The organism is Brevundimonas sp. (assembly GCF_046295075.1).
Lineage (GTDB): Bacteria > Pseudomonadota > Alphaproteobacteria > Caulobacterales > Caulobacteraceae > Brevundimonas.
In genome coordinates this window covers 25,703-44,337 of the sequence record NZ_JBKBOC010000008.1, presented here as the reverse complement: position 1 = coordinate 44,337, position 18,635 = coordinate 25,703, and the positions used below count along the sequence as shown (strand labels likewise).

16 protein-coding genes are annotated in these 18,635 nt (G+C 67.2%); 6 read left to right on the top strand and 10 right to left on the bottom strand.

All coding sequences use genetic code 11. From position 1 onward, the window contains the following. Together sdhD and sdhC are read right to left on the bottom strand one after the other, a co-directional pair. Entirely contained in the window at window positions 1-405 is a 405-nt protein-coding gene (gene sdhD, locus ACK4MH_RS08435; protein ID WP_409717017.1) for a succinate dehydrogenase, hydrophobic membrane anchor protein, read from the bottom strand. Then, window positions 402-866: a succinate dehydrogenase, cytochrome b556 subunit gene (sdhC, locus tag ACK4MH_RS08430; RefSeq protein ID WP_409717015.1), complete on the bottom strand. Its 465-nt coding sequence runs from the start codon at window positions 864-866 to the stop codon at window positions 402-404. The genes sdhD and sdhC overlap by 4 nt, the downstream gene beginning before the upstream one ends. Window positions 867-1,073: 207 nt before the next feature. Here sdhC and ACK4MH_RS08425 point away from each other — a divergent pair, with 207 nt between their 5' ends. The 3 genes from ACK4MH_RS08425 (at window position 1,074) to alaS (ending at window position 5,303) form a co-directional block, all read left to right on the top strand. Then, complete coding sequence (locus ACK4MH_RS08425; RefSeq protein WP_409717013.1) at window positions 1,074-1,667, top strand: hypothetical protein; 594 nt, start codon at window positions 1,074-1,076, stop codon at window positions 1,665-1,667. A 38-nt stretch (window positions 1,668-1,705) separates the two neighbouring features. Then, complete coding sequence (locus ACK4MH_RS08420; RefSeq protein ID WP_409717011.1) at window positions 1,706-2,566, top strand: pirin family protein; 861 nt, start codon at window positions 1,706-1,708, stop codon at window positions 2,564-2,566. 85 nt (window positions 2,567-2,651) lie between these two features. After that, window positions 2,652-5,303 carry an alanine--tRNA ligase gene (gene alaS / locus ACK4MH_RS08415; RefSeq protein WP_409717009.1) on the top strand — a complete coding sequence of 884 codons (2,652 nt, stop codon included), beginning with the start codon at window positions 2,652-2,654 and terminating at the stop codon, window positions 5,301-5,303. A 393-nt stretch (window positions 5,304-5,696) separates the two neighbouring features. On the opposite strand, the gene ACK4MH_RS08410 is transcribed toward alaS, so the two are convergent. From ACK4MH_RS08410 to ACK4MH_RS08400, 3 genes are all read right to left on the bottom strand, one after another. Beyond that, window positions 5,697-6,251, bottom strand: a complete 555-nt coding sequence (locus ACK4MH_RS08410) for a DUF2939 domain-containing protein (RefSeq protein WP_409717007.1) — start codon at window positions 6,249-6,251, stop codon at window positions 5,697-5,699. 61 nt (window positions 6,252-6,312) lie between these two features. Next, on the bottom strand, window positions 6,313-6,888 hold the full coding sequence (locus tag ACK4MH_RS08405) for a DUF2939 domain-containing protein (RefSeq protein ID WP_409717005.1): 576 nt from the start codon (window positions 6,886-6,888) through the stop codon (window positions 6,313-6,315). A gap of 169 nt (window positions 6,889-7,057) precedes the next feature. Next, window positions 7,058-8,278, bottom strand: coding sequence for an NADP-dependent isocitrate dehydrogenase (locus tag ACK4MH_RS08400; protein ID WP_135194264.1), 1,221 nt, complete (start codon window positions 8,276-8,278; stop codon window positions 7,058-7,060). Between the two features lie 308 nt (window positions 8,279-8,586). On the opposite strand from ACK4MH_RS08400, the gene ACK4MH_RS08395 reads away from it, so the two are divergent. From ACK4MH_RS08395 to ACK4MH_RS08385, 3 genes are read left to right on the top strand one after another with little or no spacing between them, the layout of a single operon-like run. Further along, window positions 8,587-8,799, top strand: coding sequence for a DUF2945 domain-containing protein (locus ACK4MH_RS08395; protein ID WP_409717003.1), 213 nt, complete (start codon window positions 8,587-8,589; stop codon window positions 8,797-8,799). Next, window positions 8,796-9,944, top strand: a complete 1,149-nt coding sequence (locus ACK4MH_RS08390) for a DUF1176 domain-containing protein (RefSeq protein WP_409717001.1) — start codon at window positions 8,796-8,798, stop codon at window positions 9,942-9,944. The genes ACK4MH_RS08395 and ACK4MH_RS08390 overlap by 4 nt, the downstream gene beginning before the upstream one ends. Continuing rightward, the gene (locus ACK4MH_RS08385; RefSeq protein ID WP_409716999.1) at window positions 9,941-10,849 is read left to right on the top strand and encodes an NAD(P)/FAD-dependent oxidoreductase; all 909 of its coding nucleotides are present in this window, start codon (window positions 9,941-9,943) and stop codon (window positions 10,847-10,849) included. The genes ACK4MH_RS08390 and ACK4MH_RS08385 overlap by 4 nt, the downstream gene beginning before the upstream one ends. A gap of 10 nt (window positions 10,850-10,859) precedes the next feature. On the opposite strand, the gene ACK4MH_RS08380 is transcribed toward ACK4MH_RS08385, so the two are convergent. The 5 genes from ACK4MH_RS08380 to truB all read right to left on the bottom strand — a co-directional run bounded on the left by ACK4MH_RS08380 (window position 10,860) and on the right by truB (window position 18,508). Beyond that, window positions 10,860-12,662, bottom strand: a complete 1,803-nt coding sequence (locus tag ACK4MH_RS08380) for a DUF885 domain-containing protein (RefSeq protein ID WP_409716997.1) — start codon at window positions 12,660-12,662, stop codon at window positions 10,860-10,862. A gap of 81 nt (window positions 12,663-12,743) precedes the next feature. Continuing rightward, window positions 12,744-14,573 (bottom strand): DUF885 domain-containing protein, encoded by a 1,830-nt coding sequence (locus tag ACK4MH_RS08375; RefSeq protein WP_409716995.1) that lies wholly within the window; start codon window positions 14,571-14,573, stop codon window positions 12,744-12,746. Window positions 14,574-14,732: 159 nt separating this feature from the next. Further along, window positions 14,733-16,970 (bottom strand): polyribonucleotide nucleotidyltransferase, encoded by a 2,238-nt coding sequence (gene pnp / locus ACK4MH_RS08370; protein ID WP_409716993.1) that lies wholly within the window; start codon window positions 16,968-16,970, stop codon window positions 14,733-14,735. A gap of 247 nt (window positions 16,971-17,217) precedes the next feature. Next, window positions 17,218-17,487, bottom strand: coding sequence for a 30S ribosomal protein S15 (gene rpsO, locus ACK4MH_RS08365; RefSeq protein ID WP_135194257.1), 270 nt, complete (start codon window positions 17,485-17,487; stop codon window positions 17,218-17,220). Window positions 17,488-17,560: 73 nt separating this feature from the next. Next, entirely contained in the window at window positions 17,561-18,508 is a 948-nt protein-coding gene (truB, locus tag ACK4MH_RS08360) for a tRNA pseudouridine(55) synthase TruB (RefSeq protein ID WP_409716991.1), read from the bottom strand. Window positions 18,509-18,635 lie beyond the last annotated feature (127 nt).

The following is an 18,635-nucleotide window of genomic DNA, read 5'->3' as shown; positions in this document are numbered from 1 at the left end:
TCAGGCTCCGAAACCAGCGGGCAGAGGCGCCGAACCCAGCGCCATCCGCACGATGAAGAAGACGCTGGCGGCCGCCAGCACGAGGAAGACGATGTTGAGCAGGCCCACCAGCGCGCCGCGCGTTCCGGCGTTGGGCACATAGTCTTCCAGGATCACTTTCCAGGCCAGGCTGACATAGCCGAAGAACACCACGACGGTGATGGCCAGCAGGCCCGCGTTCAGCGGGTTAGCGAACCAGGCCAGCACGGCGTCATAGCCGGCGCCCGCCAGGGTGAAGCCGGTCGAGGCGGCCCACAGGCCCAGCGGCAGCAGGGCCACCAGCAGCACCCGCTCGATCAGCCATTCGCCGGCGCCGTGGCGCTCGGAAACCTTGACGTTGTTCTTGAACTTGGCGGCGCCGCTCACAGCGAGACCCTCCCGACAGCGAACAGGACGACCCAGAACAGCACGGCCAGCGGAACCGGCACCCAGACGGCGATATTGGACAACAGCGTCGCCGACTTTACCGTCAGGCCGTTGCCGGTGTCGTTATAGGTGTGACGCGCGCCGTTCAGGATGAAGGAGAACAGCACCACCGTCAGGCCGAAGCCGATGAACAGACCCAGCGGCGAACCCGCCAGCGAGGCGAAACAGGCGTAATGTTCGGCCCCGAAGGCCATTGCGCCCAGCCAGCCGATGACGAAGAGCGCGCCGACGGTGGCGGCGATGATCGTGGCCCGGAACAGGATCGAGGCCGTCATGGTGACATGCCAGCGCCAGATGCTCATGTGCGGCGAAAGCGGCGCGATGTGACCGTTCGGTTGGGTGACGAAGCGACCGGTCCGGTCGCTAGAGGCGCCACCCGGCGTCGGGCTGGGCTGGGTCATGCGAATGGTTCTCAAAAGCGAATGAATTCAATCGCCGTGTGCGGTTGCGAAGGCTTTTGTGACCCTGGGGGGCCGGTGTCAACGCACAGCGGCGAACATCTACGCATTGCCGCTCTTACGCAGGTTCCATCACGGCGGATCACGTTTGTGTTCGCAGGCCCATCGACGGCTAGCCGATACGGGCCGGCATTTGGCACGGTGGGCCTCATGATCCTGTTCGCCCTGATCGCCGCCGTCGCCATGGAGCCCGCCATCCAGACCACGGGTCTGCTGGATGCGACGCCCGGCACCTATCAGGCGCCGGTCGTCCGTCCGTTCGAACCGCCCTCCGATTTCGGTCGCGAAGAGGCGCAGGGCGACGCCGCGATGGATCGGCACCGTCATCCCCTGACCGCCCCCGTCGAAGTGGACGTCTATGTCGGCAATTACGAGGTCAGCCCCACCGACGCAGAAATTGCCTATGACCAGGGCGTGGCCCAGGCCCAGATCGACGCGGACGCCCGCAGCGGTCCTCTGGACGGCCGCTGGCGCGTAACGAGCTCCGATGGAAAACCCCTGCTGTCCCTGGCCCTGACCGACCTCGGCGGGGGGCGGATGATCGAAGGCGCCTGGCGTCGGCTGGATCTTCCGACCGGAACCGACCTGGGCGGTCCAGCCGGCCCGGCCTCCAAGAGCGGCGACATCGCCGTCATCCCCCTGTCAGGCGGCGAACTGCACCTGCGACCCGCCGCCCGGGGCTGGACCGGCGAACTGATCCAGAACGGCCGCGCCCGCCCTGTGACAGTGTCTCGCGCAGGCTGAGGCTCGCCAGAGCCGATCCGCCACCCTATATGTGGCGAATGGCCCAGCCTCGTTCCGTCCTTCGCCTGCATCCCGCCCACCGCGACGACATCGGCGATCTCACGACCCGTCGTCCCGTGCCCGGTCCGGGCCTGGACCAGGTCGATCCCTTCCTGTTCCTGAACCACCACGGGCCCCAGACCTATGCGCCGGGCAACGCCGGCCTGCCGTTCGGCCCCCATCCGCACAGGGGGTTCGAGACCGTCACCTTCATCCTGGACGGCGAACTGGCCCACAACGACTCCGGCGGCGGCGAGAGCATCATCAAGGCAGGCGGCGTCCAGTGGATGACCGCCGGCTCGGGCCTGATCCACGCCGAACTGTCGCCCGCCGACTTCAAGCGCGACGGCGGGCCGATGGAGATCCTGCAGCTGTGGGTGAACCTGCCGTCCCGGCTGAAGATGACCAAGCCCGACTATGTGGGACTTCAGGCCGCCGACATCCCGACCTTCACCACTGAGGGCGGGGTCACGGTCGAGCCCGTCTCCGGCGAATGGCTGGGCGTCGCGGCTCCGATTCAGTCGCTGATCGACATCCATCTGGCCATAGTCCGCCTGCCCGCCGGCGCCCGGTTCGAGGCCCCGGTCGCGCCCGGCCGCAACGTCTTCTTCTATGTGATCAAGGGCCAGGTGTCCGTCGCCGGAACCCCCGTGCCCGAATGGAACCTCGCCGCCCTGGGCGACGGCGACACGGTCGAGATCACGGCCCAGACCGACGCCGTCGTCCTGCTGGGCCACGCCGAACCGATCAACGAGCCGGTCTTCAGCCATGGTCCCTTCGTCATGACCACCCGCGAAGAGATCATCCAGGCGGTTCAGGACTACCAGTCCGGCAAGTTCGGCCCGCCGCCACGCGTTTGAGTGCGCCGTGCGGAGGTGATGCGCTCGCCTCCAAAACCCTATAAGACGCCGGTTCCTTAGCGACCGCCGAGCCGAAGACACGCCCATGCCCAGCCTGAACGAGATCCGCGCCACCTACCTCGATTATTTCGCGGCGGACGGCCATGCCAAGGTGCACTCGGCTCCGCTGGTGCCGCAAAACGACCCGAGCCTGCTGTTCGTCAACGCGGGCATGGTGCCGTTCAAGGACTATTTCACCGGCGCGTCCAAGCCGCCCTATCTGCGCGCCACGTCGTCGCAGAAATGCGTCCGCGCCGGGGGCAAGCACAACGACCTGGACAATGTCGGCTATACCGCCCGCCACCTGACCTTCTTCGAGATGCTGGGCAACTTCTCCTTCGGCGACTACTTTAAGGAACACGCCATCGAGAAGGCGTGGAACCTGGTCACACAGGACTTCGACCTGGACCCCAAACGCCTGCTGGTCACCGTCTATATCGATGACGACGAGGCCGCCGCGATCTGGAAGAAGATCACCGGCTTCTCCGACGACAAGATCATTCGCATCGCCGGCGCCGATAACTTCTGGGCCATGGGCGACAGCGGTCCGTGCGGTCCCTGCACCGAAATCTTCTGGGACCACGGCGACAAGATCCCCGGCGGCCCTCCCGGTTCGCCGGACGAGGACGGCGACCGCTACGTCGAGATCTGGAACAACGTCTTCATGCAGTATGAGAAGGAGAACGATCAGATCGTTCGCAACCTTCCCAAGCCCAGCGTGGACACCGGCATGGGGCTGGAGCGGATGACCACCGTGCTTCAGGGCGTGCATTCGGTGTTCGAGACCGACCTGTTCAAGACCCTGATCGCGGCGTCGGAAGACGCCACCTCGACCAAGTCGGACGGCGAGCGCGCCGCCAGCCACCGGGTCATCGCCGACCACCTGCGCTCGTCCTCCTTTCTGATCGCCGACGGCGTCACTCCGTCGAACGAGGGCCGGGGCTATGTGCTGCGCCGGATCATGCGCCGCGCCATGCGCCACGCCCACCTGCTGGGCGCCGCCGACCCCCTGATGCACCGCCTGGTCCCGACCCTGGTGGCCCAGATGGGCGACGCCTATCCCGAACTGGCCCGCGCCCAGCCCTTCATCGAGGACACGCTGAAACAGGAAGAGGTCCGCTTCCGCACCACGCTCGGCCGGGGCATGGCCCTGTTCGACACGGCGGTTCAGGGCTTCCGTCCCGGCGACATGCTGGACGGCCAGACCGCCTTCACCCTGTCCGACACCTACGGCTTCCCGCTGGACCTGACCCAGGACGAGGCCCGTCGTCGCGGCTTCTCGGTCAATGTGGACGGCTTCGAATCCGCCATGGCCGAGCAGCGCCAGCGTTCTCGCGAACACTGGAAGGGCTCGGGCCAGACCGCCAACACCAATGAATGGCTGGCGATCCGCGACCGCATGGGTCCGACCGTCTTCACCGGCTATGACAATATCGAGGGTTCCGGCGAGGTCCTGGCCCTCATGAACGCCGGCGCCCCCGTCGAAACGGCCGAGGTCGGCGACATCGTCGAGGTCCTGTTCGACACCACCCCCTTCTATGCCGAAAGCGGCGGCCAGGCCGGCGATCACGGAACCCTGGAATGGCCGGGCGGCGAGGCCGAAGTCATCGACGTGCGCAAACACGCCGGCGACCTGCACGTCCTGGTGGCCCAGGTCACGGCCGGCAAGCTGGAGATCGGAACCCGCGCGGCTCAACTGGTGGACGCCGAGAAGCGCCGCACCACCCGCGCCAACCACTCCGCCGCCCACCTGCTGCACACGGCGCTGAAGAATGTGCTCGGTCCGGCCGTCGCCCAGAAGGGCCAGCTGGTCGATGCCGAGCGCGCCCGCTTCGACTTCAGCCACAGCGCTCCCCTGACCGAGGCCGAGCTTTCGGCCCTCGAGACCGAGGTCAATGCGGTCATCCGTCAGAACGTCCCCACCGAGATGAAGCTGATGGCCCCGCAGGAGGCCATCGAGGCCGGCGCCATCGCCCTGTTCGGCGAGAAATACGGCGACGAGGTCCGCGTCCTGACCTTGGGCCGGGCTTTGACCGGCGACAACAACGCCCCCTATTCGGTCGAACTGTGCGGCGGCACCCACGTCGCCCGCACCGGCGACATCGCCCTGTTCAAGATCGTTCAGGAAACCGGCGTCGCCGCCGGCGTGCGCCGCATCGAGGCCCTGACCGGCGAGGCTGCGCGCCAGTATCTGCTGGCCCAGGCCGGCGTCGCCCGTTCGCTGGCCCAGGGCTTCAAGGTCCAGACCGCCGACGTTCCGGCCCGCGTCGACAGCCTGACCGCCTCGGTCAAGGCGCTGGAGAAACAGGTCGCCGAGCTGAAGAAGCAACTGGCCCTGGGCGGCGGCTCCGGCGCGTCCGCTGCGCCGGAAGAGATCGGCGGGATCAAGCTGATGGCCCGCGTCCTGGACGGCGTGGACGGCAAGGGTCTGCGCGGCGTGGCCGAGGACTTCCGTAAACAGGTCGGAACCGGCGTCGTCGCCCTGATCGGGGTGACAGAGGGCAAGGCCGCCGTCACCGTCGCCGTCACGTCTGACCTCACCGACCGCGTCAACGCCGCCGACCTGGCCCGCGCCGCCGTCATCGCCATGGGCGGCCAGGGCGCCGGCGGCAAACCCGACTTCGCCCAAGGCGGCGCCCCGGATGGGTCGAAGGCCGAGGATGGCCTGGCGGCGGTAAGGGCCGCGCTGGCCGGCTGATAACCGACGTCCCTTCTCCCATTGGGAGAAGGTGGCCCGCAGGGCCGGATGAGGGTCGATCGGTGGGCCAGTTCGCACACCACAACCCCTCACCCTTTCGCGCCAGAACGACGGCTAACGCCGCCGTGCGCTCAAGCCCTCTCCCTATGGGAGAGGGGCCGAGCCATCCTATTTTCCAGAATAACTGACTTATTATTCAGCAACTTAACCCGCTGCATCAACTGCTACCCGACCGCCCTTCCAACCTCGCGTATAATCGTCGGTCGAAAGGGGCGGCGCCGCCATGCAGAGTAAAAGTGCACGAAAGTGCACTCATTTTTTAATCGGCGCGAAATTGCACCTTCTTGCACTTTGCATTCGTTTTCGAGGTGCAGTGCAATTTCGACCTCGGCCTCACCCCATCGGATCGGGCGTCAGATCGACCCCCGCCAGCTTCCACGTAAACGGCGTGCGGCGCTCCATAATCAGCACCAGGGCGTCGTCCGGCCGGTCGTCGCGCGTGAGGGTGACGGCGAAGGTGTTGATCCCGCGATAGGCCCAGGATTGATGGATCTTGTCCTTGGGCGGGGCGGGCGTGTCGTCGGCGGGGACGGGCCGTTCGGGCTCGGGCGTCTCGCCTGAACGCACCATGGCGGCGATGCCCTGGGGCGTGACGAAGTTGTCGACCGCACCCTCGACCAGCGATGGGGCCAGCAGCATCCCCAGCGCCGCCAGACCGCGATCTCCCTTGGTCCGGCTGCGGATTTCCAGCGCCGCCCGCGCGTTCAACTCGCTCTTCAGGCTGGCGCGAAAGGCTGGGAAGTCCACCTGCCGCTCCAGCCCCGCCGCATCCCCCGTCCGCGCCGCCCGCACCAGGGCCTGGGCGGCGATGAAGGGCGAGGCGAACAGGGCGACGACCACGCCGACGACGACGGCGATCAGGGCTCCGGTGACGATCTTGCGGTTCATGCAGTCTCCTTGAAAAGCCAACGCGGCGCCTGACCGCCCGGTTGCCTCACGGCGCTTGGGCTCAGGGGCGAGGCGTCACGGTCACGGCCGGCGCAGTCCCGTCGGGCAGGCCGATGTGGACCAGCTTCCACTCGAACGGTCCCCGCCGCTCGAAGGTGAACAGGGTGCGCGATCCGCCCTGGTCCGTCACCGCCATCCGCGCCCGGTTGACGCTCCAGTAGGCCGGGCTGGGCCAGGGCTTGCGCGCCTGGGCGGACGCGGGCGCCACGCCCGCCGTCGTCCTCTGGCTGGCGTACCGGCCCTCGCCGCGCAGCAGGGCCGTCAGGGCCGCCGGCGTCAGATAGGCGTCCACGTCCGGCTGGCGCAGGATGGGGTTCTGTTCGATCTGACGCCGGAAGGCGCCGATGGGGTCTTCCAGGAACGACGGCGCGGGCGCCATGGCCTCGGGCCGTCCCGCCAGCTGCGGCCGCAGCGACTGGCGCACGGCGTTGAAGTCGATCAACCGCGCCAGCCCCGCCACATCGTTCGCCTCGGCCGCTGATCGAATGGCGAAGAAGGCCACAGCGGGCGCGGCGAAGAAGGACAGCACCGCCGCCACGACCGCCGCCAGCACCAGATTTCCGAACAGACGTTTCAAGACCGCTTCCTCATTATCGCCGATCATGCACGCCCCGGCCGTTCGCACAACGAAAAGCCCCGCCGGATCGCTCCGGCGGGGCTCATTCTTGTTTGTCCTATCGCGCTTCGCGCTACTTGAGGACGTTTGGGCGTGCTGTCGGCAGCGAGTTGCGAGCCGGTATGGTAACTCAGCCCACGTCCGGCAGGGCGGTTTTCAGGTTCTCGGCGACCTTGTCGAGGAAGCCCTCGGTGGTCAGCCAGCCCTGTTGGTCGCCGACCAGCAGGGCCAGATCCTTGGTCATGTGGCCGCTCTCGACGGTATCCACGACCACCTTCTCCAGCGTGTCGGCGAAGGTGGCCAGGGCCGCGTTGTCGTCCAGCTTGGCGCGGTGCTTGAAGCCGCGCGTCCAGGCGAAGATCGAGGCGATCGAGTTGGTCGAGGTGGCCTCGCCCTTCTGGTGCTGGCGATAGTGGCGGGTCACGGTGCCGTGGGCGGCTTCCGTCTCCAGCACCTTGCCGTCCGGCGTCATCAGGACCGAGGTCATCAGGCCCAGCGAGCCGAAGCCCTGCGCCACCACGTCCGACTGCACGTCGCCGTCATAGTTCTTGCACGCCCAGACGAAGCCGCCCGACCACTTCATGGCCGCCGCGACCATGTCGTCGATCAGACGGTGCTCATAGGTCAGGCCGCGCGCCTTGAACTCGGCGGCGTAATGGGCGTCGAACACTTCCTGGAACAGGTCCTTGAAGCGGCCGTCGTAGGCTTTCAGGATCGTGTTCTTGGTCGACAGATAGACCGGATAGTTGCGCTGCAGGCCATAGGCGAACGAGGCGTGGGCGAACTCGCGGATCGAGTCGTCCTGGTTGTACATGGCCATGGCCACGCCGGCGCCGGGCGCCTTGTAGACCTCGTGCTCGATCACGGCGCCGTCTTCACCGACGAACTTGATCGTCAGGGTACCCGGTCCGGGCATCAGGAAGTCGGTGGCCTTGTACTGGTCGCCGAAGGCGTGACGGCCGACGACGATGGGCTGGGTCCAGCCGGGAACCAGGCGCGGCACGTTCGAGCAGATGATCGGCTCGCGGAAGACCACGCCGCCCAGGATGTTGCGGATGGTGCCGTTGGGCGACTTCCACATCTTCTTCAGGCCGAACTCGGCGACGCGCGCTTCGTCAGGCGTGATGGTGGCGCACTTCACGCCGACGCCGTGCTTCTGGATCGCGTGGGCGGCGTCGATCGTCACCTGGTCGTCGGTGGCGTCGCGGTGCTCCATGCCCAGGTCGTAGTAGTCCAGTTCGAGATCCAGGAACGGGAAGACCAGCTTGTCCTTGATCATCTGCCAGATGATGCGGGTCATTTCGTCGCCGTCGATGTCGACGATGGGGTTTTCGACCTTGATCTTGGCCATGCGTGCGGTCCGCCTGTGACTGTAGGGAAGGAATGTCGTGGCGGGGATATAGCGGGGCAGCGCGCCCACGCAAACCCCGCCGTCCGTTAACCCCGCCCGGAAAAACCTCGACGCCACACTGAACCCTTTGGCGGGTCTGGGCTTCTCCTTGGCCCAAGGGCGGCGACGGACGATGGAATGACGAAGGAGGAACGTGAACTGATCGACCGGTGGATCGTCACCTTCTGCGAAGTCCCGCCCGTGATCGATGCGGAACTGATGCGCAGGCTGATCGCTGAACGAGAAGCGACACAGCAGGGAGCGCAGCCATGCCCGAAAAGACGTTCAAGTCCGGCGATCGCGTAAAGTGGGATCACAGCCAGGGCACGACGACCGGCAAGGTCGTAAAGAAGGTCACCTCCGAAACGCACATCAAGGGCCACAAGGTCGCAGCTTCGCCTGACAATCCCGAGTATATCGTCGAGAGCGCCAAGACCGGCGCGCGCGCGGCGCACAAGCCGTCGGAGTTGAAAAAGGCATGAAGACCCTGTCTCGCGGCGTCGCGCTTTCCGCCCTGGCCCTGTCCGCCTTCGCCGTCGCCGGCTGCGGCGACAAGGACGCCGCCAAGGCGCCCGCTGCGCCCAAGGCCGCCATGCCTGCGACCGCCGCCTCTGCTGCCGCCGCGCCGGTGCTTCAGATCCGCGCCGAGACGAAACAGTTCCGCGACTGGAGCGCGACCTGCGGCAACGACGGAACCTGCTGGGCCTTCGGCTTCGCGCCCGAGTTCGCCGCCGGCTGGGTGCGCATCACCTTGGCGCCTGGCCCCGACGCCCAGCCCCAGATCCTGTTCGGCTATTGGCCCGATGGCGACGCCAAGGGGGCCGGCCGGATCGCGCTGACGATTGATGGTCGCGCCTATCCGGCGGCGCTCAGCGACGAGGGCGAGGCCGAGGCTCCCATCGGCGAAATCCGCCCCAATGCCCGCGCTGCGATCGACGCCATGGCTCAGGGCAAGGTGATGACCATTCGCGGCGCCTCGACCCAGGACGTCTCGCTGCACGGCGCCGCCGCCGCCCTTTTGTGGATCGACGAGAAGCAGGGTCGGCTCGACACGACCACGGCCCTGATCCGACGGGGCGACCGTCCCGCCTCCACCGTCCCGGTCGCCCCGCCCTTGCCGACGGTCACGCCCGCCCCGGCCGTGGATCAGGCGGGCTTCGGCGACGTGAACCAGACCGTCCCCGCCGCCCTTCGCACCCGCACCGAGGTCGGAACCTGCCTGAAGGAATCGGCCATGCCGGCGATCAGCGACATGGTCATGTCCGCCCGGCTGGACGCCCGCACGGAACTGTGGGGCGTGCCGTGCGGTGCCGGGGCCTATAACGTCACCCACAACTGGTATCTGACGGGACCGGGCGGTCGTGACCCCCGCCCCGCGATCCTCGCCGGAACGGCCGGCCCCGGCGTCGACCCGGTCATGGCCGACAACTCCACCGTCAACGGGGCCTATGATCCCAAGACCCGCACCCTGTCGGCCTTCGCCAAGGGACGCGGCATCGGCGACTGCGGCTCGGCCCAGACCTGGGCCTGGACCGGCGACCGCTTCGTCCTGACGGAGGAAAGCACGATGGGCCAATGCGCGGGCGTGCGATCCGACCTGTGGCCCGTCGCTTGGCGCACGCAGTGAACGACCCGGAGGTCCTGATCATCGGGGCGGGTCCGGCCGGTCTGACGGCGGCGACCTATCTCGGCCGCTTCCGCAGGCGGACCCTGGTGGTGGACGCGGGCGAACCGCGCGCCTGCTGGATTCCCGTCAGCCACAATATGCCGGGCTTTCCCGCAGGTATCGGCGGCTCGGACATCCTGAAGCGGATGCGCGAACAGGCCGAGGAATATGGGGCGGTCGTCATGCCGGGTCGGGTCGAGACCCTGACCCGCGACGGCGACAGCTTCGTCGCCCAGGTGGACGGCCGCGCCATTCACGCCCGCGCCGTGCTGCTGGCGACCGGCGTCGTCGATCATCACCCCGACCTGCCGGGCGTCGAACGCGCCGTGCAACGGTCGCTGGTCCGCGTCTGCCCCATCTGCGACGGTTATGAAGCCACGGACAAGGCGGTCGCCGTCATCGGCCACAGCGACAAGGGCGCTCGCGAAGCCGCCTTCATGCGCACCTATTCCGACCGGGTGACGCTGATCCACATCGGTCCGGCCGACGCTCTCTCGCGCCGCGACGAGCTGGACAGGCTGGGCGTCGAACTGATCCTGGCGCCGCTGGAGGCGGTGGAGCTGGAACAGGACCGCGTGACCGCCCTGACCTGGGGCGGCCAGACCCGCGCCTTCGACCTGGTCTATTCCGCCTTGGGCACCTCGCCCAACGCCGATCTTGCCCAAGGTCTGGGCGCCCGCCTCTCTGGCGACGGCCGGCTGGAGGTCGATCTGCATCAGGCGACCACCGTGCCGGGTCTCTACGCCGCCGGCGACGTGGTGCGGGGTCTCAACCAGATCGCCGTGGCGACCGCAGAGGCCGCCGTCGCCGCCACCGACATCCACAACCGCCTGCGCCAGGCCGACGGCATGACCGTCGCCGACTAAGGCCCAGATTTTAGGCCTGGGCGCCCACGATCCGCTCCAGCACCGCCAGCGGCAGGGAGCCGTTCTCCAGCACCTTGTCGTGGAAGGCGCGCAGGTCGAATCCGGGCTTGGCCTCCGCCTCCTGGCGCAGGCGGGCGATGACGGTGTGGCCGACCTTGTAGGAACAGGCCTGGCCGGGCCAGACGCAGTAGCGGTTGATCTCGCTGTTGGACGCATCCAGCGGCTTGGCACCCGAGGCCGCCATATATTCGACCGCCTGTTCGCGGCTCCAGCGCTCGGAATGCAGGCCGGTGTCCACCACCAGCCGCACGGCCCGGAACAGATAGGACATCAGGAAGCCGACCCGGCCCAGCGGATCGGCCGCATAGACGTCCATATCGTTGGCCGCCACCGCCTCGGCATACAGCGCCCAGCCTTCGTTATAGGCCGAGAAGCCGCCCGCCCGCCGCCATTGCGGCAGCTCGCCGGACTCCCTCTGAAGCGCCACTTGCAGGTGATGCCCCGGCGACGCCTCGTGATAGGTCAGGGTCGGCAGGGCGAACCGCGGCCAGTTCCCGCTGTCGCGCAGGTTGATGTAATAGGCGCCCGGTCGCGACCCATCCAGCGGCGGTCCCTGGTAATAGCCGCCCGGCGCCCCCGACTGGATCGAGACGGGCACGCGCCGGACCTCGACGTGGGACTTGGGCAGGCGGCCGAACACCTGCGGCAGTTTCGGCTCCAGATCGGCGACCAGCTGGTTCAGCCAGGCCAGCAGCTCGGCCTTGCCCGCATCCGTATTGGCGAACAGCTGGGCGGGCTCCTTGTTCAGGGCCTGGATGCGTTCGCCGACCGTGCCTTGCGTATAGCCCTGGGCCTTCAGGATGGCGTCGATCTCGGCGCTGATCTCGGCGACCTGCTCGCGGCCCAGGGCGTGGATATCCTTGGCCGACAGGGTGGTGGTCGTGTTGGCCTTCAGCCCGGCGGCATAGAAGGCCTCGCCGTCCGGCAGGCGCCAGACCCCCGCGTCATGGGTCGCACGGGGTCGCAACGCCTCCAGCGCCGCGATCTGGGCGCTCAGGGCCGGTTTGATCTTCTGGTCCACGATGGCGGCGGCGCGGGCGTCGTATCCGGTCAGGTTCAGCCCGCCCGCCTTGCGCGCCAGCGACTTCAGCATGGCCATGTCGGCGGCGGGCGTGCCGCGCAGGGTGCGGATCTGCGGCAGCATCCGGTCGATGACGAAGTCCGGCGGGATGACGCCGAGGGCCGCGTCTTCCTGGACCTTGGCCGTCTCGCCCTCCAGCACGCCCGAGAAGGCCTCCAGCCGCGACAGGAAGGCGTCGGCGCCTGCCGCATCCTCGATCCGGTGCTGGTTGTCCAGAAAGTCCGGCGTGCTGAAATAGGCGCCCGACAGCTGGGTGACGATATAGGGCGACGGCCGACCCGGTCCTGCCCCATAGTCGAAGCGCGCCGTCTGGGCCGCCGTCTCCGCCCCGAAGGCGGCGATGGCGTAGTTCAGCGCCCCGGCCGGCGACAGGCCGGCCTGATCGAAGCCGCTCAGCTGGCCCCAGCGCGTCACGGCCTTGGCGCGATCCTTTCGGATGGCGTCCGGTCCCGCCTCGCTGAGCCTGGACGAAAGCCCCGCCCGTGCGCCCCGGTCCAAACCCAGGTTGGTGGCGCGCTCAGGGCTTTCGTCGATGTCCGCCTCGAACCAGCCATCCAGCAGGCTGTTCAACCGTCCATCCGCATCGGTGGAGGCGGCTTGGGCCTGGGCCAGAGAGGGCGCGACGGCGGCCGTGGCGGCGGCGGTCAGCAGAAGACGACGACGATCGATCATGCGGTGGGCTCCAGTGACGGGACCGCGCCGCGCCGGCGCATCCCTGCTTATCTGCGACTATGGCCCGCTACGGTCTGTGGGTCACGCCTGGGTCGCGACCCATCCGTCCACGATCCGCTCCAGCACCGACAGCGGCACGCCGCCGGCGGCCAGGGCCGTGTCGTGGAAGCCCTTGATGTCGAACCTGGGCCCCAGGGTCGTCTTGGCCTTTTCGCGCAGGCGAACCCATTCGTTGTGCCCGACCTTGTAGGCGCAGGCCTGACCCGGCCAGCCGCAATAGCGTTCGACCTCGGACGTCGCCGCGCCCTCCTGATCGCCGTAAGCCTCCATCATGTAGCGGATGCCCTGTTCGCGGCTCCAGCCCTTGGAATGGATGCCGGTGTCGACCACCAGGCGGGCGGCGCGGAACATCAACGATTGAATGTAACCGATCTGTCCTGCCGGATCGTTCTCATAGGCGCCCATCTCGTCGGCCAGCTGTTCGGCGTACAGACCCCAGCCCTCGACATAGCTGGAGAAGCCCAGAAGGTTCATCAGCAGGGGCGCGGACTCGCTCTCCTGCTGCAGGCTGATCTGGAGGTGATGGCCCGGCGCAGCCTCATGATAGGTCAGGGTCGGCAGGGTCCAGGACGGCCATTCCGCCGTGTCCTTCAGATTGATCCAGTAGATGCCGGGCCGCGTCCCATCCAGACTGGGCGAGTTGTAGTAGCCCATCGGCGCGCCGGCCTCGATTTCGGGCGGGACGCGCTTGATCTCGACCTTGGCCTTGGGCAAGCGGCCAAAGGCGTTCGGCAGCCGCGCCTGCATGTCGGCCATCTGGGCGTTCAGCTTGTCGATCAGCTCGGCCTTGCCGGCGTCGGTGTTGGCGTAGACGTATTTGGGATCGTCCCCCAGGGCCTTGATCCGCTCGGCGACCGAGCCTTGCGTCAACCCTTGCGCCTTCAGCAGCACATCGGCGCGCGCCGTCAGATCGGCCATCTGTGCGACGCCGGTGCGGTGGATCTCGTCGGCCGTCAGCCGGGTCGTGGTGATGTAGTGCAGGCTGTTGGCGTAATATTGCTCGCCCTGCGGCAGGCGGCGCACCGAGGCCTCGTGCACGGCGTTCGGCTGGGCGGCCTTCAGCACCGCGTTTTGGGCGGCGAGCGCCGGATAGACCCGCTCGGTCACCAGCCGCTCGACCTGGGCGCCCCAGTCGCCGGTCAGCCCCTTGGCGCGCACGCGATCCACGACCGACTGCACCAGGGGCGAGGTCGCCGCCGGGGTCGCCAGGAAGCCGTCCTGCTGGCGGATCGCCTTGGCCAGGATGAAGTCCGGCGGGATCACGCCGAGCGCATATTCCTCCTTCACTCGGTCCGTCTCGGCCAGCAGCACGTCGGCGAAGGCGTTGACGCGCGCCACATAGGCGTCTGCGTCGGCGGCCGTCTCGATGGTGTGCTGGTTGGCCAGGAAGTCCGGCGTGGACTGATAGGCACCACCCTGCTGGCTGACCCGGTACGGATTGGGCCAGCCGCCCTGTCCATAGGGGATGTCGAAGGTGGCTATCACCCCGTCCAGGTTCTGCGCCAGGCTGTCGTAGTAGTTGGCGTTGCGAGCATCCAGCTTGGTGCGGTCGATCCGGGCCAGTTCGGCGCGCTGGCGACGCGTGAAGGCGCGCTGGTCGTCTTCCTCTGCGCGTGTGGGCGCGGTCAGTTTGGACTTGGCGGCGGCGCGGTCGCCCTTGTCCAGGCCGAACATGGTGACGACCTCGGGGCTCTTGTCCAGCGTCTGCTCGAACGTCGCATCCATGAAGGTCTTGAGCTGGGCGGCGGCGTCGCCTTGGGGGGCGGCTTGTCTGGCGAAGGCGGGACCGCCCACGGCGACAAGGCCGGCGCCCAGCGCGGCGGACTGAAGAAGACGACGACGATCGAACATGGAACGGCCCCTCGAATTTGGATGCGGCAATGGAGACCGCAGGCGCGGGCGCGGCAAGTGAAATTCCAGACAGGCCCCCGATCTCTGCATGGTGCGGCCAAAGAAAAAGGCCCGGCGGATCGCTCCGCCGGGCCTCATCAGTCTTGGATACGCGGTCGCTTAGTCGCGACGACGACGTCCGCGATCGCCACCGCGATCACCGCCGCCTTCGCGCTTGGGACGGCCGCCGGTGTCGTCCGAAAGAGGCTCTTCGCCACGCTCGGCGCGTTCAGCGTTGATCTTGTCGGTCAGGTCTTCACCCGTGGTCTGATCGACGATCTTCATCGACAGCTTGGTCTTGCCGCGATCGTCGAAGCCCAGGAACTTGACCTTGACCTCTTGGCCTTCCGACAGGACGTCGGCCGGGTTGGCGACGCGTTCCAGAGCGATCTGGGACACGTGGACCAGGCCGTCCTTGGCGCCGAAGAAGTTCACGAAGGCGCCGAAATCGACGACCTTCACGACCTTGCCGGAGTAGATGGTTCCGACTTCCGGCTCCGAGGCGATGGACTGGATCCAGGCCTTGGCGGCGTCGATCTTCTCCTGGTCGTTGGCGGCGACCTTGATGGTGCCGTCATCGCCGATGTCGATCTTGGCGCCGGTCTTCTCGACGATCTCGCGAATGACCTTGCCGCCCGAACCGATCACTTCACGGATCTTGTCGACCGGGATCTTGACCGTTTCGATCTTGGGAGCGTGCTCACCCAGTTCGGTGCGCGGCGCATCCATGGCCTTGGACATCTCGTCCAGGATGTGGAGGCGACCGGCCGAGGCCTGGGTCAGAGCCTGCTTCATGATCTCCTTGGTGATGCCGGCGACCTTGATGTCCATCTGAAGGCTGGTGATGCCTTCCGACGTGCCGGCGACCTTGAAGTCCATGTCGCCCAGGTGATCTTCGTCACCCAGGATGTCCGACAGGATGGCGAACTCGCCCGACGGCTCCAGGATCAGGCCCATGGCGATGCCCGAGACCGGACGGATCAGCGGAACGCCCGCGTCCATCAGAGCCAGCGAAGCGCCGCAGACCGTGGCCATCGAGGACGAGCCGTTCGACTCGGTGATCTCGGAGACCAGACGGATGGTGTAGGGGAAGTCTTCCTTGGTCGGCAGCATCGGACGAACCGCGCGCCAGGCCAGCTTGCCGTGACCGATCTCGCGACGGCCGGGCGAACCCATGCGGCCAGCTTCACCCACCGAATAGGGAGGGAAGTTGTAGTGCAGCAGGAAGCTCTCTTTGTAGGTGCCCGACAGGCTGTCGATATACTGCTCGTCCTCGCCGGTGCCGAGCGTGGCGACGACCAGGGCCTGGGTTTCCCCACGCGTGAACAGGGCCGAACCGTGGGTGCGCGGCAGGACGCCGACTTCCGACACGATGGCGCGAACCTTGTCGAGGGCGCGGCCGTCGACGCGGTGCGCGTTCTCGATGATGTCGCGACGCAGGACCTCGGCTTCGCATTCCTTGAAGGCGGCCGAGAACTTGGAACCGTCGACGCCGTCGGGGTTCTCGTCGGTCTTCACCAGCTTGGCGGCGGCGGTCTTCTTGGCCGCATCGACGCCCGAGCGACGGTCGTACTTGCCGGGGTGGGTGTAGGCGGCCTTGATGTCCTCGCCGACCAGCGACTTGATCGAGGCGACCACGTCCGAATGATCTTCGGCCTGGAAGTCGAAGGGCTCCTTGGCGGCGTGTTCAGCCAGTTCGATGATGGCGTCGATCACCGGCTGCATGCCCGCGTGCGCGAACATCAGGGCTTCGAGCATCTTCTCTTCCGACAGCTCCTTGGCTTCGGATTCGACCATCATCAGGGCGTCCTGGGTGCCGGCGACCACCAGGTCCAGCTCCGAAGTCGCGATCAGGTCGATGTGCGGGTTCAGCACCAGCTCGCCGTCGATCAGGCCGACGCGCGCGGCGCCGATGGGGCCCATGAAGGGCACACCCGAAATGGTCAGGGCGGCCGAGGCGGCGACCAGGCCGACGATGTCCGGATCGTTCTCCATGTCGTGCTGCAGCACGGTCACGACGACCTGGGTCTCGTTCTTGAAGCCCTTGACGAACAGCGGGCGGATCGGACGGTCGATCAGGCGGGAAACCAGGGTTTCCTTCTCGGTCGGACGGCCTTCACGCTTGAAGTAGCCGCCCGGAATCTTGCCGGCGGCGAAGGTCTTTTCCTGATAGTTGACCGTCAGGGGGAAGAAATCCAGGCCCGGCTTGGGCGAGCGGCCATAGACGACGGTGGCCAGAACCACGGTCTCGCCGTAGGTCGCCAGCACGGCGCCGTCGGCCTGGCGGGCGATGCGGCCCGTTTCCAGGGTCAGCGGGCGTCCGGCCCAGTCGATCGTCTTGCGTTTGATGTCGAACATATTTCGTCTTTCGTATCCCGGCGGGCGTATTCCCGGCGGGGTCCCATCATTGGGGGTGGATGCGTCGGGCGTTCAGTCCTCGGCTCCGGGGGTCGCCGCGCCATCGCGGAAGACCCGATTGAGAGCCGGCATGGCCCTCGCATCTGCGCCGGCAAATTCCGCGGCGCGCGGCAGTCTCTAGTCGCACAACGAGGCGCGGACGTGACCGTCCGCGCCTCGAAAGCGTATTCTACACTGATCCGACGCCTTAGCGGCGCAGGCCCAGCTTGGCGATGAGCGCTTGGTAGCGATCGGCGTCGACCTTGGTGAGGTGGTCGAGCAGGCGGCGACGTTGCGACACCATCTTCAGAAGGCCACGACGCGAGTGGTTGTCCTTCTTGTGGGTCTTGAAGTGTTCGGTAAGGTTGGCGATGCGTTCCGACAGGATCGCGACCTGAACCTCGGCCGAGCCGGTGTCGCCAGCGGTGCGGGCGTTATCGGCGATGATCTCGTGCTTGCGTTCAGCAGTAACCGACATCGAAAGTCTCCCTTGATGGCCTACCGCGCTTTCGCGCTACTTGAGGCCGGGTTGGAGTCCCCTGATCAGGTGATCAGGAAAGATTGAAAACGCGGTCGGGTTCTAACCGGCCGGCCCGCAACTGACAGAGGGCGACGAGGGTCTGGCCCTGAAAGGCTGAAACCGTGCGCGAACCGTCGCGAAGACGATCTTTGAGGGTTTCCACCTGACGGGGGAGCAGAACGATCGGGCGTCCCTGCCGAAGCGAGAAGGCGTCCTGTTCCGTCACGGCCAGCTCCGGGATGTCGTCCAGGGCGGTCGCAACGGCAAGCAAGCCTTCCGAGGCGGCGCCCCTATGCACCATTTCCTCCAGAGAATCCAGAGTGACGGCGTTTTGCGTGCTGAACGGCCCGACCAGTTCGCGCCGCAGAGCCGACACATGACCCTCGGCGCCCAGCACGACGGCCAGGTCGCGCGCCAGAGACCGGACATAGACGCCCTTGCCGGTTCGGATGGTCAGTTCGACCCAATCTTGCACTGGATCGGCGGCGTCCGGTGCATCCGACACCTCGGCCGAATATATGGTCACGCGGCGCGACTGAAGTTCGAACTCCACCCCATCGCGGGCCAGGTCATAGGCGCGGGCGCCGTCCACCTTGATCGCCGAGAAGCGCGGCGGGGTCTGGTCGATCTCGCCGACGAAGGCCGGCAGCGCCGCCTTCACCGCCTCGACCGTGGGCCGCACGTCGGAGCGGCCGATGATCTCGCCCTCGCGGTCCACGCTGTCGGTCGAGACGCCCCAGTTGATGGTGAAGCGATAGACCTTCTGCGCGTCCATCATCATCGGCACGGTCTTGGTCGCCTCGCCCAAGGCGATGGGCAGGATGCCGCTGGCCAGCGGGTCCAGCGTCCCGGCGTGACCGGCCTTCTGGGCGTTGAACAGGCGGCGGATCCGGCTGACCGCCTCGGTCGATCCCATCTCGAACGGCTTGTCCAGGCAGACCCAGCCGTCGACGACGTCGCCCTTCTTGCGACGGCCCATCTAAATCCTCCCCCGATGGGGGAGGATCGCGATCATCAGTCCTCGTCCCCTTCGTCGTCGCGGGCCGCCAGGTCGGCCTGGATGCGCGGATCGGCGAACAGCTTGTCCATGTGGTTGGCGGCGCCGA

Excerpts from the sequence above, each read along its gene's own strand:
- sdhC (WP_409717015.1), bottom strand. The coding sequence starts at position 866 with ATGACCCAGCCCAGCCCGACGCCGGGTGGCGCCTCTAGCGACCGGACC.
- ACK4MH_RS08425 (WP_409717013.1), top strand. The coding sequence starts at position 1,074 with ATGATCCTGTTCGCCCTGATCGCCGCCGTCGCCATGGAGCCCGCCATC.
- ACK4MH_RS08420 (WP_409717011.1), top strand. The coding sequence starts at position 1,706 with ATGGCCCAGCCTCGTTCCGTCCTTCGCCTGCATCCCGCCCACCGCGAC.
- alaS (WP_409717009.1), top strand. The coding sequence starts at position 2,652 with ATGCCCAGCCTGAACGAGATCCGCGCCACCTACCTCGATTATTTCGCG.
- ACK4MH_RS08410 (WP_409717007.1), bottom strand. The coding sequence starts at position 6,251 with ATGAACCGCAAGATCGTCACCGGAGCCCTGATCGCCGTCGTCGTCGGC.
- ACK4MH_RS08400 (WP_135194264.1), bottom strand. The coding sequence starts at position 8,278 with ATGGCCAAGATCAAGGTCGAAAACCCCATCGTCGACATCGACGGCGAC.
- ACK4MH_RS08395 (WP_409717003.1), top strand. The coding sequence starts at position 8,587 with ATGCCCGAAAAGACGTTCAAGTCCGGCGATCGCGTAAAGTGGGATCAC.
- ACK4MH_RS08390 (WP_409717001.1), top strand. The coding sequence starts at position 8,796 with ATGAAGACCCTGTCTCGCGGCGTCGCGCTTTCCGCCCTGGCCCTGTCC.
- ACK4MH_RS08380 (WP_409716997.1), bottom strand. The coding sequence starts at position 12,662 with ATGATCGATCGTCGTCGTCTTCTGCTGACCGCCGCCGCCACGGCCGCC.
- ACK4MH_RS08375 (WP_409716995.1), bottom strand. The coding sequence starts at position 14,573 with ATGTTCGATCGTCGTCGTCTTCTTCAGTCCGCCGCGCTGGGCGCCGGC.
- pnp (WP_409716993.1), bottom strand. The coding sequence starts at position 16,970 with ATGTTCGACATCAAACGCAAGACGATCGACTGGGCCGGACGCCCGCTG.
- rpsO (WP_135194257.1), bottom strand. The coding sequence starts at position 17,487 with ATGTCGGTTACTGCTGAACGCAAGCACGAGATCATCGCCGATAACGCC.
- truB (WP_409716991.1), bottom strand. The coding sequence starts at position 18,508 with ATGGGCCGTCGCAAGAAGGGCGACGTCGTCGACGGCTGGGTCTGCCTG.